The 14,682-nt window shown below is 70.3% G+C and carries 12 protein-coding genes and 1 tRNA gene; 6 read left to right on the top strand and 7 right to left on the bottom strand.

Going from position 1 to position 14,682, the window contains the following annotated elements; genetic code table 11:
• Nucleotides 1-181 precede the first annotated feature (181 nt).
• On the top strand, nt 182-1,465 hold the full coding sequence (locus tag ABTZ89_RS06300) for a C39 family peptidase (RefSeq protein ID WP_351040881.1): 1,284 nt from the start codon (nt 182-184) through the stop codon (nt 1,463-1,465).
• A gap of 135 nt (nt 1,466-1,600) precedes the next feature.
• On the opposite strand, the gene ABTZ89_RS06295 is transcribed toward ABTZ89_RS06300, so the two are convergent.
• The 3 genes from ABTZ89_RS06295 to ABTZ89_RS06285 form a co-directional block, all read right to left on the bottom strand.
• A tRNA-Sec gene (locus ABTZ89_RS06295) sits at nt 1,601-1,696 on the bottom strand.
• Nucleotides 1,697-1,857: 161 nt separating this feature from the next.
• Entirely contained in the window at nt 1,858-2,967 is a 1,110-nt protein-coding gene (locus tag ABTZ89_RS06290; RefSeq protein ID WP_270951275.1) for an NDMA-dependent alcohol dehydrogenase, read from the bottom strand.
• A gap of 253 nt (nt 2,968-3,220) precedes the next feature.
• A complete protein-coding gene (locus tag ABTZ89_RS06285) occupies nt 3,221-4,897 on the bottom strand; it encodes a sigma-54-dependent Fis family transcriptional regulator (RefSeq protein ID WP_502949513.1) in 1,677 nt (558 codons plus the stop codon).
• Nucleotides 4,898-5,150: 253 nt separating this feature from the next.
• Here ABTZ89_RS06285 and ABTZ89_RS06280 point away from each other — a divergent pair, with 253 nt between their 5' ends.
• The 5 genes from ABTZ89_RS06280 (at nt 5,151) to ABTZ89_RS06260 (ending at nt 11,517) form a co-directional block, all read left to right on the top strand.
• Nucleotides 5,151-6,785, top strand: coding sequence for an amidohydrolase (locus ABTZ89_RS06280; protein WP_351040878.1), 1,635 nt, complete (start codon nt 5,151-5,153; stop codon nt 6,783-6,785).
• On the top strand, nt 6,782-8,266 hold the full coding sequence (locus ABTZ89_RS06275) for an MFS transporter (protein WP_351040875.1): 1,485 nt from the start codon (nt 6,782-6,784) through the stop codon (nt 8,264-8,266). The genes ABTZ89_RS06280 and ABTZ89_RS06275 overlap by 4 nt, the downstream gene beginning before the upstream one ends.
• A 130-nt stretch (nt 8,267-8,396) precedes the next feature.
• Nucleotides 8,397-9,734: an MFS transporter gene (locus tag ABTZ89_RS06270; protein ID WP_351040872.1), complete on the top strand. Its 1,338-nt coding sequence runs from the start codon at nt 8,397-8,399 to the stop codon at nt 9,732-9,734.
• An 11-nt stretch (nt 9,735-9,745) separates the two neighbouring features.
• A complete protein-coding gene (locus ABTZ89_RS06265; RefSeq protein WP_351040869.1) occupies nt 9,746-10,252 on the top strand; it encodes a pyridoxamine 5'-phosphate oxidase family protein in 507 nt (168 codons plus the stop codon).
• Nucleotides 10,253-10,473: 221 nt separating this feature from the next.
• Nucleotides 10,474-11,517, top strand: a complete 1,044-nt coding sequence (locus tag ABTZ89_RS06260; RefSeq protein ID WP_351040866.1) for a polyprenyl synthetase family protein — start codon at nt 10,474-10,476, stop codon at nt 11,515-11,517.
• A gap of 6 nt (nt 11,518-11,523) precedes the next feature.
• On the opposite strand, the gene ABTZ89_RS06255 is transcribed toward ABTZ89_RS06260, so the two are convergent.
• The 4 genes from ABTZ89_RS06255 to ABTZ89_RS38915 all read right to left on the bottom strand — a co-directional run.
• Entirely contained in the window at nt 11,524-11,973 is a 450-nt protein-coding gene (locus ABTZ89_RS06255) for a VOC family protein (RefSeq protein WP_270951282.1), read from the bottom strand.
• A gap of 26 nt (nt 11,974-11,999) precedes the next feature.
• The gene (locus tag ABTZ89_RS06250; protein ID WP_351040863.1) at nt 12,000-12,974 is read right to left on the bottom strand and encodes a DUF5996 family protein; all 975 of its coding nucleotides are present in this window, start codon (nt 12,972-12,974) and stop codon (nt 12,000-12,002) included.
• A gap of 101 nt (nt 12,975-13,075) precedes the next feature.
• The gene (locus ABTZ89_RS06245) at nt 13,076-14,155 is read right to left on the bottom strand and encodes a glycoside hydrolase family 183 protein (protein WP_351040861.1); all 1,080 of its coding nucleotides are present in this window, start codon (nt 14,153-14,155) and stop codon (nt 13,076-13,078) included.
• A gap of 368 nt (nt 14,156-14,523) precedes the next feature.
• Nucleotides 14,524-14,682: YobF C-terminal domain-containing protein (locus ABTZ89_RS38915; protein ID WP_502949512.1), on the bottom strand; the 159-nt coding region annotated here is incomplete at its 5' end.

Genomic DNA, 14,682 nt, shown 5'->3' with positions numbered 1-14,682 from the left:
GCCCCGCGGGATCAGTTCAGCGAACCGCGAAATCGCAGGTCGTGCGCTTGATCTGACCACTGTGGAACGTCGATTGCGCGGTGGTCCCGCAAGTGCCCGCGTGGAGCTGGGAAGTGTGCGAACCTGGTCTGCGAACACATCGGGATACCGCCGAGAAGCGGTGAGTGGATCGGGTGTCAGCATGCAGGTGCGCAGGGTGATCCGTGGCTGGGCGCTCACCGTCGTCGTGGGCGCGTTGGTGCTGGCGGTGGTCGGGTGCGGCCCGGCCCAGGACGAGGCGGACGTCGACTTCCACGAGTGGAGCTCCGGACCGGACTTCCAGGAGGGAACCGCCGAGGGGACCGCGGTCGACGGGGACTCCGTCCGGATCGGCGACCCGCACGGCACGGTCCTGCATCCGTCGCCCGATGGCGGGGAGCGCGAGTACGACTTCGCGCGGTGGACCTCGCCGGTGCACCCGCTCGACTTCGGCGCGACCCAGCTGGTGGGTTCGTGGAACGCGTCGACGCCGCCGGGGACCTGGGTGCAGGTGGAGATGCGGGGGCGCACCGCCAGCGGCGCCGACACCGGCTGGTACGTGCTGGGCCAATGGGCTTCGGGGGATGCCGACATCAAGCGCACGAGCGTCGGCGGGCAGTCCGACACCAACGGGTCCGTCGACGTGGACACGTTCACCGCGAGCCCCGGCGCGGAGCTGTCCGGCTACCAGCTGCGCGTCACCCTCCACCGGGCCACCGGAACCTCCGCGTCGCCATCGGTGTCGCTGCTGGGCGCGATGGCTTCGGCGATCCCCGACAGGTTCGAGGTCCCGGCCTCTGGGGCCGGTGGGGCGTGGGGCATCGAGCTCCCGGTGCCGCGCTACTCCCAGAACATCCACAAAGGACACTTCCCGCAGTTCGGCGGTGGCGGCGAGGCGTGGTGCAGCCCGACGTCGGCGGAGATGGTCGTCGAGTACTGGGGGAAGCGCCCGTCCGAGCAGGACCTCGCCTGGATCGGGCCGAACCACCCGGACCCCGTCGTCGACCACGCCGCCCGGCAGACCTTCGACTACGCCTACGACGGGACCGGGAACTGGTCCTTCAACGCCGCTTACGCCGCCTCCTACGGCTTGGAAGCGCGGATCACCCGGCTGCGTTCGCTGGCCGATGCCGAGCAGTACATCCGCAGCGGAATCCCGCTGATCACCTCGCAGTCGTTCCGCGCCGACGAGCTCGACGGCGCTGGTTACGGCACCGAAGGCCACCTCATGGTCATCGTCGGTTTCACCGAGGACGGCGACGTCATCGCCAACGACCCGGCCTCCTCCGACGACGCCGCGGTGCGCAACGTCTATCCGCGAAAGCAGTTCGAGAACGTCTGGCTGCGCACCAAGCGCTACGACGCGGATGGCAAGGAGGCCGGCGGCTCCGGCGGCATCGCCTACGTCATCAACCCGGCCGGATTCCCCGACCGCCCTGCGCTCTGACGCGTCAGCGGAAGTTGCTCCAGCGCAGGGTGCGCACGATCTGGTGCGGTCGTTCGCGGGCTGCGGGTCACGCCGCGCTCCGCTGGACGATCTCCACCGGGACAGGCTGGAGCATGCCCCGCGCACGGCCGCTGGTGGCGGAGGTGGACGGGAATCGAACCCGCCTGGCCGAGGTGCTCGGCCACGTCGGTTTTGAAGACCGCGGGGGCCACCAGGCGCCCTCACACCTCCGGCGCCGAGGATAGGGCGCAGCGCGCCTGATCGCTCCGGTGCAGCGGCGGTTGCCGGAAAACGGCGGGCCCGCCGCGCGGCTGCTGCCACGCGGCGGGCCCTGCCCCCCGTCAGGTCGGGCGTTTCAGTACCCGGCCCCCCGTCTGGTCCGCTCGGCTCCCTCAGTCGTGAACGATCACGCCTCGGATGTTCTTGCCGTCGCGGAGGTCTTGGTAGCCCTGGTTGACCTGCTCCAGGGTGTACCGGGTCGTGATCAGCTCGTCGAGCTTGAGCCGGCCGGCGTCGTAGAGGCGCAGCAGCCGGACGATGTCGTACTGCGGGTTCGACGAGCCGAACAGGGTGCCCTTGATGGTCTTCTCGTTCAGCGTCAGGTCCGCACCGGAGACGTGCACCGTGAGCTTGGTCGGGTCGGCCAGGCCGGTGATGACGACGGTGCCGCCCTTGCCGATCGCCGCGGTCGCGCTGGACACCACGGCCTCGTCGACCGTGCCGACCAGGATCAGCGCCGCGTCCGCGCCCTGCCCCCAGGTGAGCTCGGTGACCTTGGCCTGCGCTTCGTCGGGGTCGGCGAAGGCGTGCGTGGCGCCGAACTCCAGCGCCTTCTGCCGCTTGAACTCCAGCGGATCGACCACGACGACGTACTTCGCCCCGGCCTGCACCGCGCCCTGCACGGCGTTGATGCCCAGTCCGCCGATGCCGTAGATGATCACGGTGTCACCGGCGCGGACGTTGCCCGAGTTGACCGCGGTGCCCCATCCGCTGGGCACCCCGCAGCCGACCACGACCGCGGTCTCCAGCGGCAGCCAGTCGTCGACCTTGACCACCGAGTGCTGCGAGATGGTGGCCCGCTCGGAGAACGTGCCGAGCATGCACATCGCGCCGATGTCCTCGCCGTCGGAGTGGAACCGGAACGACCCGTCGGGCATCGAGCCCGCCAGGATGGTCGCGCCCATGTCGCAGAGGTTCTGCCGACCGGTCGAGCAGTACCGGCAGGTGCCGCAGTTGGGGATGAAGCTGCACACCACGTGGTCGCCCGGCTTGACCTTGGTGACGCCGGGGCCGACCTCCTCGATGATCCCGGCGCCCTCGTGGCCGCCGATGATGGGGAAGCGCGGTGGCAGGTCCCCGTCGGTGAGGTGCAGGTCGGAGTGGCACAGCCCGGCCGCGGTGTACTTGATCAGCACCTCGCCCTCGCGCGGGCCGTCCAGGTCGAGTTCGACGATCTCGAAGGGTTTGCCGACGTCCCGGAGCACTGCCGCCTTCGTCTTCAATTCCGGCCTCCGATCACAGCGCGACTGCCTCGGTCATGGTGCAGGTCGATCCCAGTTCACCCCTCGGCAGGCCGGTTCGGAACCGCCGAACCGGCTGCGGTTCCCGGCCACCGGCACGCCCAGGAGATCCGCACCCCGCCGATCAGCGGAACATCCGGGTGGGCACGCATCCGCACTGGGACGATCTCGACCGCTCTCACCGGCACATGATCGCCACCGGATCGGGTGGTCAACTGTTCAACATCTGTACACCTCAGCGGGGCAGCCCGAAGGCGCGCATCCGGCTGTAGAGGGTGGTGCGGCTGATCCCCAGGCGTTGCGCGGCGTGCACCTTGTTGCCGTCCGTGACCCGCAGCGCTTCGACGATGGCGTCGCGTTCGGCGCGTTCCCTGCCGGTCAGCCGGGCGGTGCGGCCGGTCGTGCGGTAGGCGGCAGGCAGGTCGCGGATGGTGATGTCGCCGGCCGTGCGGTGTTCGGCGCTCGCGCGGAGAACTCCCCGCAGCTCCCGCAGGTTCCCCGGCCAGGGCTGGGCGATCAGCGCTTCGAGCGCGCTGGGTGCGATCCGCGCGCCGGGGCGGAGTTCGGTGAGCATGGTGTGGGCGATCTCGGCGAACTCGTCGTCCCGGTTGCGCAGGGGCGGCAGGTCCACCCGGGTCGGGCAGATGGCGGCGGCGCTGCGGGCTCCGGCGGGCAGGTCGGCCTGCGGCGCGGAGGTGAGCACCACGCGGGGGTTTTCGGCGAGCCTGCGGGTCAGCCGCGCGCACAACGCATCCGGCAGGAGCTCGATCCGTTCGACGATCAGCGCGTCCGCCGTCGTCGAATCGAGCCGTTCGGCCCATTGCCGCTCGCCGAGCACGACCAGGTCGGCGGCGTCGACCAGGTCGGCGCGGTCGCCGACGACGAGCCTCGCGGCACGGGTGCGCCCGGTGCCCGGTTCGCCGGCGATGAGCACCGGTTCGCCGCTGCTGCGGAGCTCCTTCAGTCGACCGTCCAAGGTGGACTTCCGCGATCCGGCGGGCAGGCCGCGCGGTACCCGGGGGCGGGAGCGGGGCGTCAGTTCGACGAGCACGCCGTCGCGGGTGCCGCCGACCTTCTGCGCTCGCAGGGTGACCGGGGCGCCGGAGCCCAGCACCAGGTCGCGCGCGAATTCGCCGGAGGTGGGAGCGCCGGAGGTGATGTCGCGGAGGACCGCGTGATCGGACGGTTCCAGCAGGTCGAGGGCGGCCCGGTTGGTCAGCACGAGCTCGTCGCCGAATGCGACCACGGCCCGGCACCGGCGCCGCGCGGTGTCCTGGAAAGCTTGCAGCAACCGCTTCTCGGACTGTCGCGCGCCTTCCCATAATCGCTGCTCGATGTCCTCCACCGCGCGTTGCATCAGCGGCGGGAACAGCGGGTTCGCCTCTGGCCCGACCCCGGTGATGTCCAGAACGCCTTCGATCCGCCGGGTCACAGGGTTGCGGATCGGATGGCCGTAGCAGCTGAACGTCTTCAGCGCCTCGACGAAGTGCTCGTGCCCGTGCACGGTGACGCCGCGCATGACCTCGAACGGAGTGCCCAGCGCGTTGGTCCCGGCGTTCTCCTCGGTGAACTGCGCGCCCGGGACCGCGCTGATCTGGTCCAGGGCCCGTTCGGTGCGCAGATCGGTGAACCTGCGGTCCACGATCCGGCAGGCGCTGTCGGCCAGCGCGATGCAGAAGGTGGTGCCGGACAATCGGACGGCGAGCTCGTCCAGCACCGGGGCGGAGGCGACCAGGAGTCGGCTGCGGGGGTCGAACTCGGCGATGTTCAACCGGTCCACCGCCGACTCCGGCCGCAACCCGCTCAGGACGGAGCGCCGCCAGGACGACTCGATCTCAGCGCGCACCGCGCGGCTGAACTGGGCAGTGCTCGTGTTCACCGCATCCTCCCGGACCTGCGCGAGGGCGAGCAGCCCGTCGAGCGGCCCACCGGCTGTTAACGGAAGTTAACGCAGGATTATGTGTGACTCCCGCCACCTGGATCAAGCCCTGCGTCCGATCGCGCGACAAACCGTGGCCCCGCTGAGACCTCCCGCATGGGCTCGTTGCCGGACGGCGAATGCGAAGTCGGTGGTCAGGACGCGATCTGCGCACCCGCCGTGCGTGCGCCCGGGTCGGCGCAGAGGATCGGTGGCAGTCCGTTCCCCGACCGGTATGAGGTGGCCGATGGCGCCCGCAGCAGAACTCGTCCTGATCAGCGGCAACGTGCTCACCATGGCGCGCGAGCAGCCGCGTGCGACCGCGCTGGCGGTGTCCGGGGGCCGGGTCGCCGCGGTCGGCTCGGACGAGGAGGTCCAGCGGTGGTGCGGCCCGGACACCGAGGTGGTCCGGCTCGACGGCCGGACCGTGCTGCCGGGCTTCGTCGAAGCGCACGGACATCCGACCCTCGAGATGGTCCTCGCCGGGCCCGACGTCCTGGACATCCGCCCGGTCACCTGCGCGACCGCCGAGGAGGTGCTGGCCCGGTTGCGGGCGGCGGTGGCCACCGCAGAACCCGGTGCCTGGCTCGGCGCGTACGGCTGGGACCCGCTGCTGCAGGACGGCCTGCCCGCGATCGACCGGCGCTTCCTCGACGAGCTCTGCCCGGACCACCCGCTCTCGGTGATGCACAACAGCGGGCACAGCGCCTGGGGCAACACCCTGGCGATCCAGCGCGCCGGGATCACCAGGGACACCCCGGACCCGCTCGGGTCGCGGTTCGAACGCGACGAGGCGGGCGAGCCGACCGGCGCGGCGTTCGAAGCTCCCGCGACCGCGATGGTGCTCGGCGGTGCGATCAGCCGACCCGATGCGGACAACTTCGGCGCCCTGATGAGCCACGAGCACGACCGGCTCGCGCGGGCCGGCATCACCACCGTCGCCGATCTGGGATTCCGCCGCGACGCCCGGGAAGCCGTCCAGGCCTTCGCCCGGTCCGGTGCGGCGAAGGTGCGGATGCGCGTCTACGAGGTGAGCGTCCCGGAGAAGCGCACCGACGTCGTCCCCGGCGAAGATCGCGACGACCTGATGTTCCAGCAGGTGGGGATCAAGATCTGGGCCGACGGCTCCCCGTGGGTCGGCAACATCGGCACCAGCTTCCCCTACCTCGACACCCCGCAGACCCGCTCGATCGGTCTGGCCCCGGGCCATCGCGGCGGCACCAACTACAGCCGCCAGCAGCTCACCGAGATCGTCGCGGCCTACTTCCCGCCGGGCTGGCAGATCGCCTGCCACGTGCACGGCGACGAGGCGGTCGACATGGTGCTCGACGTGTTCGCCGAGGCGCTCGCCGCGCATCCGGAGCGCACGGACGCCCGGTTGCGGCTGGAGCACTGCGGTGCCATGACGCCCGAGCAGTACCAGCGCGCGGCCGAGCTGGGCGTGACCTGCAGCCTCTTCGTCGACCACCTCTACTACTGGGGCGACGTGCTGGTGGACGGGCTGTTCGGAGCTCGCGCCGAGTCGTGGACGTGCGCGGGCGCCGCCCTCCAGGCCGGTGTGCCGATCTCGTTCCACAACGACTCGCCCGTCACGCCCCCGGAACCGCTGCGCAACGTCCAGGTCGCGGTCACGCGCACCAGCCGCAGCGGACGGGTGATCGGACCGCAGTTCCGGACCACGGTCGAGCAGGCGTTGCGCGCCGAGACCATCGATGCCGCCTGGCAGCTGTTCGCGGAGCACGACGTGGGCTCGCTGGAAGTCGGCAAGCGCGCGGACCTGGTCGTCCTGGACGCCGACCCGAACGTCGTGCCACCGGGCGAGATCGGGGACATCCCGATCCGCGCGACCTACCTCGACGGCCGCTGCACCTTCCGGGAATGAGCGGGATGGCCTCGCCCGGTGCGCCGGACACCCCGGTCCCGCAGCAGTGGCCGGCGAAAGTGGTCGACAGCCACCACCGGCGCGCGTACGCGCTGGTCGGCCTGTCGCTGCTGTCCGCGCTCCAGGTGCTCGACCCCACGCTGAACTCGCTGGCGCTGCCCGAGGTCGCCGCCGAGCTCCGGATGGATCCGAGCGTGCGCGCGTTCGCCTCCAGCGTCGGCACGTTGCTGCTCGCAGCGGCGATGCTGGGGATCGGGATCCTCGGAGACCTGCGGGGCAGGCGCCGCGTGCTGCTGCTCGGCACCCTCGGCATGGCGGTCGGCGGGGTGCTGTGCGCGGCTGCCCCGGTGGCCGGTGTCTACGTGCTCGGCCGGATGGTGATGGGCGTGAGCACGGCGGCGAGCTTCGGGATGAGCCTGGCGATCCTGCCGACCGTGTTCCGGCCGGAGGAGCTGCCGAGGGTGTTCGGCGCGTGGCTGGGGGTGCAGTCGGCGATCAGCGTGTTCGGCACGATCGGCAGCGGTGCCCTGCAGGCCGCACTGGGCTGGCGCGTCACCTGCCTGATCATCCCGGTCCTGGCGGTCGCGTTCGTCGCGTTCGGCGCGCTGGCGGTCCCGGACAGCCGGGCCGCGCACCTGCGGAAGTTCGACGCGATCGGTGTGCTGCTCGCGGCTGTGGCGCTGATCTGCCTGATGGGCGGGTTCACGCTGGCCGGAGAGCTCGGGTGGGGCCACCCCGTGGTGCTGGGCGGACTGCTGCTGGCAGTGGTGCTGCTGGCCGGGTTCGCGCTCTGGGAGGCGCGCATCCCAGAGCCCGGCTTTCCGATCAGGCTGTTCGCGGTGCCCGCCTTCACCGCCGCCTGCGTGGTGGGCATCGCGTTCAACTTCGCCAACGGCGTGATCGCGATGCAGTTGCCGACCGTGCTCGAGAGCGTGCTGGGGCGCAGCGCGTTCGTCGTCTCGCTCGCGCTGACCGTGATGTCGGTGGGAATGCTGTTCGGCACCCTCGCGGCCGGAGAGGCGCAGAAGCGGCTGGGGCTGAGCGCCCGCACCATCTTCACCAGCGGTCTGCTCACGATCGCGTTCGGAATCCTGCTGCTCGGGCTGGTGCGCACGACCACCGGCTCGTGGTACTTCGCCGTCTGCGCGTTCGTCGTGGGCTTCGGGATCATGTGGGCGCAGAACTCCGAGTCGGCGGTGATCATGTCGGCGGCCCCGAAGGAGATGGTCGGTTCGGTCGGCGCGGTCAAGCCCGCGCTCGGTCAGTTCGGCATGGGCCTCGGACTGGGGGTCGTCGTGCCGATCATCTTGGGTGTCCTGCGATCGTCCGGGGCCACCGGGCGCGAGTCCATCATCGCGGGATTCGCCGAGGTGATGCTCTTCATCGCGGGGTTCATCGCGCTCTGCGCCATCGGCGTGCACCTGCTCATGGCGAGGCAGCGGAACCTGCAGAGCTTCGAAGCTCCACCGGCCGAGGACTGAGCGCGCGGCGAAAGTCGTTGCCCTGGCTGCGAATGCCCCGCGGCAGGTCTTGACCGGAGGTGACCGGGTGCGTAGCTTGCCGCAAGCAAGCGCTTGGTCAGATCCCGGCGCCTGGAGAGCGGTGGTGTCGATGACGAGGCAGGAACCGGCTGCTCCCGAGATCGAGGTGGGCGGCAGCGAGCACGCGCGGCAGGTGCGCAGGGTGGCGTTCTCCGGCCTGCTTGGAACCGTCATCGAGTACTACGACTTCCTGCTCTACAGCACGATGGCCGCGCTGGTCTTCGGCACGTTGTACTTCCCGGCGTCGAATCCGGCGACTTCGACGATCGCGGCCTTCGGCACGCTCGCGGCCGGGTACGTGGCGCGGCCGCTCGGCGGGCTGCTCTTCGGGCACTTCGGGGACCGGCTCGGGCGGAAGTCGGCCCTGGTGACGAGCATGCTGCTGATGGGGGTGGCGAGCGTCCTCATCGGCGTGCTGCCCACCTACGGGACCCTCGGGCTGACGGCGCCGCTGCTTCTCGTACTGCTGCGCGTGGTGCAGGGCATCGCGGTCGGCGGCGAGTACGGCGGGGCCGCGCTGATGGTCATCGAGCACGCCGACCCGAGGCGGCGCGGCGCGTGGGTGGGGATCATGCAGATGGGCTCGCCGCTCGGGTCGCTGCTGTCCAACGGAGCCGTGGCGCTGGTGACCCTGCTGCCGAAGGAGCAGTTCCTCGTGTGGGGCTGGCGGATCCCGTTCCTGGCCAGCGCGGTGCTGCTCATCATCGGGCTCTACGTCCGGCTGAGCGTGGTGGAGAGCCCGCTGTTCCGGGAAGCCGTGGAAGCGGGGAAGGCCCGCGAACGGGAACCGGTGCCGCTGGTGCAGGTGCTCAGGAAGCCGCGCGCGGTGCTGCTCGCCTGCGCAGCGGGCATCGGGCCGTTCGCGCTGACCGCCCTGATCGGTTCGCACAGCGTCGCCTACGCATCCGGGCTGGGCTACGAGCTGCCGGACATCATGCGGGCGCACCTGCTGATCAGCCTCACCGGACTCCTCGGCATCCCGCTGTTCTCGGCGCTGTCCGACCGGATCGGGCGGCGGCGGGTGCTGATGGCGGGGGCGATCGGCGCCTTCGCCTTCGCCTTCCCGATGTACGCGCTCGTCGGGTCCGGATCGGTGACCGCGCTGACCGCGGCGCTGGTGATCGCCCAGGTCTTCCAGAACCTGATGTACGCGCCGCTGGCCCCTATGCTGTCGGAGATGTTCGGCACCCGCGTCCGCTACACCGGCGTGTCGCTCGGGTACCAGATGGCGAGCCTGCTCGGAGCCGGTTTCACCCCGATGGTCGCCGCCGCGCTGGTGGCCGGCGCGGGAGGATCGAGCCTGCCGCTGAGCTGGATCATCGTGGTCGCGGTCGGCGTCAGCACCACCGCCGTGCTGCTGATCTCCGAGACGCGCGGCCGCGATCTCCGCGGCGAACCCGCCGGTTAGGGAGGAGAGCAGTGGGACGCAACCAGCGAGCCGAGGTCGAGATGACTCCGGAGGAGATCTCGGCCTTCGTGGCCACCCAGCGCACCGCGACGTTGATCACGCTCGGCCCGAGCGGTCACCCGCACGCGGTCGCGATGTGGTTCGCCGTCATCGACGGCGCCCTGTGGTTCGAGACCAAGTCCAAGGCGCAGAAGGCGGTCAACATCCGCCGCGACCCGCGGGTCACCGTCCTCATCGAGGACGGGCTGACCTACGACGCGCTGCGGGGCGTCTCGATGGAGGGGCGAGCGGAGCTCGTGGACGACGCCGACGCGCTCTGGGACGTCGGTGTCGACATGTGGGAGCGCTACCACGGTCCGTACGACGACGAGGTGAAGCCGCTGGTGGAGGCGATGCTCCACAAGCGCGTCGCGGTGCGGCTGCACGTCGACCGCACGCGGTCTTGGGACCACCGGAAGCTCGGCCTGCCCCCGATGCCCCTCGGCGGCACGACAGCCCCTCCTGCCCACGACCGGTGAACGTCCACTCCGGGGCTGAGGTTCTCGTTTCCTCCCGGGGATTCTCGCGGTTGTCGACGGTGGACGGTCCTGGGTCTCACCTGGCCGAAAGTATGAGAGGCGCCGGCCGAGTCTCGGCCGATCGGTTGATCTTCGTTGCCATTTCGGCCGATACGACCGACTCCGTGCGCGGATAGCTTCGATCAGGTCGGGGGACGAGACCAGGATTGAGGCGGATCACGATGACGTTTCCGGCCACTGCGAGCACTGATCACGAGCTGGGGCTCGGCGCGATCAGGCGTGCCCGCGAGCTCACCGAACCGGCGCTGCGGGACATCGTCGACCGGCTGGGACCATCGCTGGGCGGTGTCGGCAGATACCACTTCGGATGGTGGTCCGGGAGCTCCGGTGCTTCCGGCAAGGCGATCCGACCAACCTTGGCCGTGCTCGCGGCGGAGGCGGTCGGCGCCGAGGCGTCGGACGCGGTCCCCGCGGCGGCGGCCGCTGAGCTCGTGCACAACTTCAGCCTGATCCACGACGACATCATCGACAACGACGAACTGCGGCGCGGCCAGCCGGCGGTGTGGAAGGAGTTCGGGGTCCCGGCGGCGATCCTGATCGGCGACGCGCTGCACTCCGAGGCGTTCGGCGCCCTGCTGAACAGCGGTCGCCCAGGCGCGGCTGCGGCGGCGATGCGCCTGTCCACCGCGATGCGGGAAGTCGTGGTGGGACAGGTGGAGGACATCCGGTTCACCGAGCGGCCGTGGACGGGCGAGCAGGCGGTGCGCATCGCCGAGTACCAGTCGATGGCGGAGGCGAAAACCGGTGCCCTGCTGGCGTTCTCGGCTTCCGCCGGGGCCTTGCTGGGTGGTGCGGACACCGCGGTCGCCGACTGCTTCGACCGCCTCGGACGCCACCTGGGCCTGGCGTTCCAGTGCACCGACGACGTGCTCGGCATCTGGGGAGACCCCGCGAAGACGGGGAAACCGGTGTTCGGCGATCTGCGCGAGGGCAAGCGGACCCTGCCGATCATCGCCGCGCTGACCGCCGGTGGTTCCGCGAGCGAGCGGTTGGGGGTGCTCGTCGAACGCGGCGTGCGCACCGACTTCGAGCTCCGGCTGGCGGCGGAGCTCGTCGAGGAGGCGGGCGGCCGCGAGTTCGCCGAACGGGAAGCGGCCAGGCACCTCGCCGGGGTCGACGACTGCCTGGCCTCGCTGGCGATGCCGGCCGAGACCCGCGCTTGCTTCGAAGACCTGGCCCAGTCCCTGATCGGGAGGTCCAGATGAGCTGAGTCAGCCACCAGCCGGTGGGTCGGCGTAGACGCCCTTCAGCATGCCGGTCGCCTGGCCGACCTCGATCAGGTAGCCGTCCGGATCGCGCAGGTAGCAGCGGATCTCGGCCTTGCGGTCGATCGGCTCGGTGAGGAACTCGGCGCCCTTGCTGCGAGCGTGGTCGTAGAAGGCTGCGATGTCGGCAACTCGGACGTTGAGGAAGGACGACACCACGTCGGTGGACTCCGGTGGGCGCAAGACGGTTTCGGGCTTGTCCGGGGTCGGACCGCCGCCGGGGTTCATGATGATCCAGCCGTTGGAGATCTTCACGATGCACGGGTTCTCCGCCAGCACGACCTGCCCGCCGAAGACATCGGTGTAGAAGGCCCGGGAACGGGCCACATCGGACACGGTCAGGAAGTGCGTCAGCACCAGCCCGGCTTCGGGAGCTGGCAGGTCGTCGGTGCTCATCGTTGCTGCCTCCTGCGGGATCGCCTTCAGCTGGGTGCCTTTCGCCCGGCTGCGCTGGGGGAGTCGTGCGGGGCCTGGATCTCCAGATCGCCGCGGTTCCACCGGCCGTTTTCGGCGGCGGCCTGGTACGTCGTCTGCAGGAAGTCGAGCAGGGTCTCGTCCGGATCGTCGGAGGTGCGCACGGCGGTGTAAGGCAGCACGAACTCGCCGAGGTTCACGTCGTAGGCGGCGGCTTCCGGCGACACCGGGTGCTCGGCATAACCGGGCGGTTCCGGGTAGGCGTAGGAGTAGAAGGTGCCTTCTTCGCTGCCGCCGGGCCAGAAGCCGCAGCTGGACAGCTCGTGCGAGTAGGCCTCGACCATGACCCAGTCGCCGCAGTTCGGGGCGCCACCGGGATGTGGTGGGGCAGTGCGCCCGGAGAACCTGGTGCAGGCCAGGTCCATCGCGCCCCAGAAGAAGTGCACGGGGCTGACCTTGCCGAGGAACCGCGACCGGAACCGGCTGATCACCCGGTGTGCGGCCACCAGCTGGCCCCAGAACCGCTGTGCGTGATCGGGATCGTAGGAGGCGTGCTCGACGTCGTCGGCGAACGGGATGGCGCGCTCGACCTCGACCGGGCGCCCGAAGATGGGGACCTCCAGGTCGAGTTCGGCGAGCGCGGTCATGACCTCGTGGTGGAACGTGGCCACCGGCTTGGGCTCCAGGGCCACCTGGCGCTCGCCACCGTTGCTGGAGCGGATCTGCAGCTGGTGGTCGACGAAGTCGAACTCCAAGTCGAACAGGCGCCCGCCGTGCGGGATGGCCGAGGTGGAGAGGCCGCGAGGGGTCACGTACAGCGGCACCTGCCACCAGTGCGCGGTCATCGGCGCTTGCACCAGCCGGATCTTGCCCACGATCTGGGTCCACATGTGCAGCGTGTCCCGCGTGGCGGTCCACTCGTCCACCAGGAGGCTCGGCCAGTCCACGGTGCGACCGGCTCCGCCTCGGCGCGTACTGGTCATCGGAGCGCCCCCGCAGTCGTCGTTCACCACGCTCCGACACGGATTACCCAGGTTCGGGTGCCGATGCACTTCCCGGCCGCATGACGGGCTGGGGCGCGTGCCTACCCGGTGATGCGCCGGGCGACCTCGCGCGCCATGCGGAAGATGCCCGCACCGCGATGGGATTCGACCGGCTCAGCGGGTTCCGGGGCCTGCTGGCCGGGCCGGGGGACGCTTCCGGCGAACTGCATGGCCCGGTACGGCCAGTTGTGCTCGGTGTTCCACTGGCTGACCACCAGGTGCAGGTCGTCCAACGTCGAACCGGGGACGATGTAGCCGCCGTAGAGCTGGGCGACTCGGCCGTGGCCGTGGTCCTCGTGCTGCCACGACGTGCCGTGCAGCACGGTGCTGCGGGCGGCTTCGTACAGGTTCGACGTGGGGTGGTCGAGGTCCAGGACGTCGATCCGGTAGTTGCCGGCGTCGAAGCAGCACAGCAACCACCTGCCTTCGATCCGCCGCAAGCAGAGCTCGCCGAACGCGCCGGTGAGGGCGACCGTCGGCGGGTTCCCCCAAGCCCAGGCACCGTCGCGGAAGCCCCAGCCCTCCCACGCGCGCGGATCCCCGATCCGGTCGGCGGGCACTCGTTGCAGGATGAGGCCCTTGTCCCGCTGGAAACCGGTGGAGAAGGCGTAGACGTAACCGTCGTCGCCCTGCTCCCAGGTCAGCATCTGGAACAGGCCGTCGTGCAGGTCACCGGGCCAGGTCGCGTCGGTGCGGTGCCAGGTCTCGCCGTTGTCGGTGGACCGGTGCACCTCGGTCCAGTGCACGTTGCCGAGCCCTTCGCAGACCATGACGTGCAGGTACATCTCACCGCCGATGGTGATCACGTCGGTGGGCAGCGTGGTGGTCACCCGCCGCCCGCGCACGACCGAATCGTGCTCGTAGTCCAGGGCCTGATCGGCGTAGGACCGCGGACCGGTGGAGCCGGTCCACCGGATCCCGCTCCTGGCCGTCGCCGGATCCCCGAACAGCACGACCGGCGATCGCCAACCAGGGCCGCCCACACCGGCCTGCTCGAAGGTGTCGCCGAACACCGAGACCAGCCGCCCGTCCGGAGCGATCGCGGTTACCCCGAGATCGGTTCCGCCCACTCCGAAGGAGTCGGTGATCCCAGGTCCGGTCAAATCCTTGACCTTGCGCACCGAAAGCCACACCTTCCCCGCACGCCGCAACAACGTCCAATGCAACAGCAGTGCCTTCGACAACGGTGTCCACCCGCGATTCTAGGTGCCGGGAAGACCAACTCCGAGTGCGTCGGAACACATTTCGAAATGCGCCAATTGGTCATTTCGCGATAGACGAACTCGACGTCCAACGGGCATGTGGTGGTGATGTCCAGCAGCTGTTCCTGAAATCGGCTCCGCTGCCAACCGCACGCTTCCGCCGAGGAAGCGGCCAATTCCGAGAAGAACCACCTTGCCCGCCAAAGCGGCCACTGCCGACATTGACGGCAGCACGGACGTTGTTCAGCACGCGAGGCGTGTTCGACCTGATCGGCCTGCGGTGCCGATCACCCCTGAGCGCTCTCGAGCAGGCTGGCCTGAAGCTGCTCGTACGTCGACGCAGTCACCACCGGATGTTGCAGGGCCCCGACGAGCCGGGCTTGCCGGTCGGCGATCTCAGCGCCAGCGGACTCGCCGACCGCCGCGAGGCAGGCGGCCGCATCGGC

Source organism: Saccharopolyspora sp. NPDC002686 (genome assembly GCF_040295745.1).
GTDB classification, from domain to species: domain Bacteria; phylum Actinomycetota; class Actinomycetes; order Mycobacteriales; family Pseudonocardiaceae; genus Saccharopolyspora; species Saccharopolyspora oryzae.
This window is presented reverse-complemented; position numbering and strand designations above follow the sequence as displayed.

What these genes read in the sequence shown, in the direction of transcription:
- ABTZ89_RS06300 (WP_351040881.1), top strand. Translation starts at nt 182, where the DNA reads ATGCAGGTGCGCAGGGTGATCCGTGGCTGGGCGCTCACCGTCGTCGTG.
- ABTZ89_RS06250 (WP_351040863.1), bottom strand. Translation starts at nt 12,974, where the DNA reads ATGACCAGTACGCGCCGAGGCGGAGCCGGTCGCACCGTGGACTGGCCG.
- ABTZ89_RS06255 (WP_270951282.1), bottom strand. Translation starts at nt 11,973, where the DNA reads ATGAGCACCGACGACCTGCCAGCTCCCGAAGCCGGGCTGGTGCTGACG.
- ABTZ89_RS06280 (WP_351040878.1), top strand. Translation starts at nt 5,151, where the DNA reads ATGGCGCCCGCAGCAGAACTCGTCCTGATCAGCGGCAACGTGCTCACC.
- ABTZ89_RS06275 (WP_351040875.1), top strand. Translation starts at nt 6,782, where the DNA reads ATGAGCGGGATGGCCTCGCCCGGTGCGCCGGACACCCCGGTCCCGCAG.
- ABTZ89_RS06270 (WP_351040872.1), top strand. Translation starts at nt 8,397, where the DNA reads ATGACGAGGCAGGAACCGGCTGCTCCCGAGATCGAGGTGGGCGGCAGC.
- ABTZ89_RS06260 (WP_351040866.1), top strand. Translation starts at nt 10,474, where the DNA reads ATGACGTTTCCGGCCACTGCGAGCACTGATCACGAGCTGGGGCTCGGC.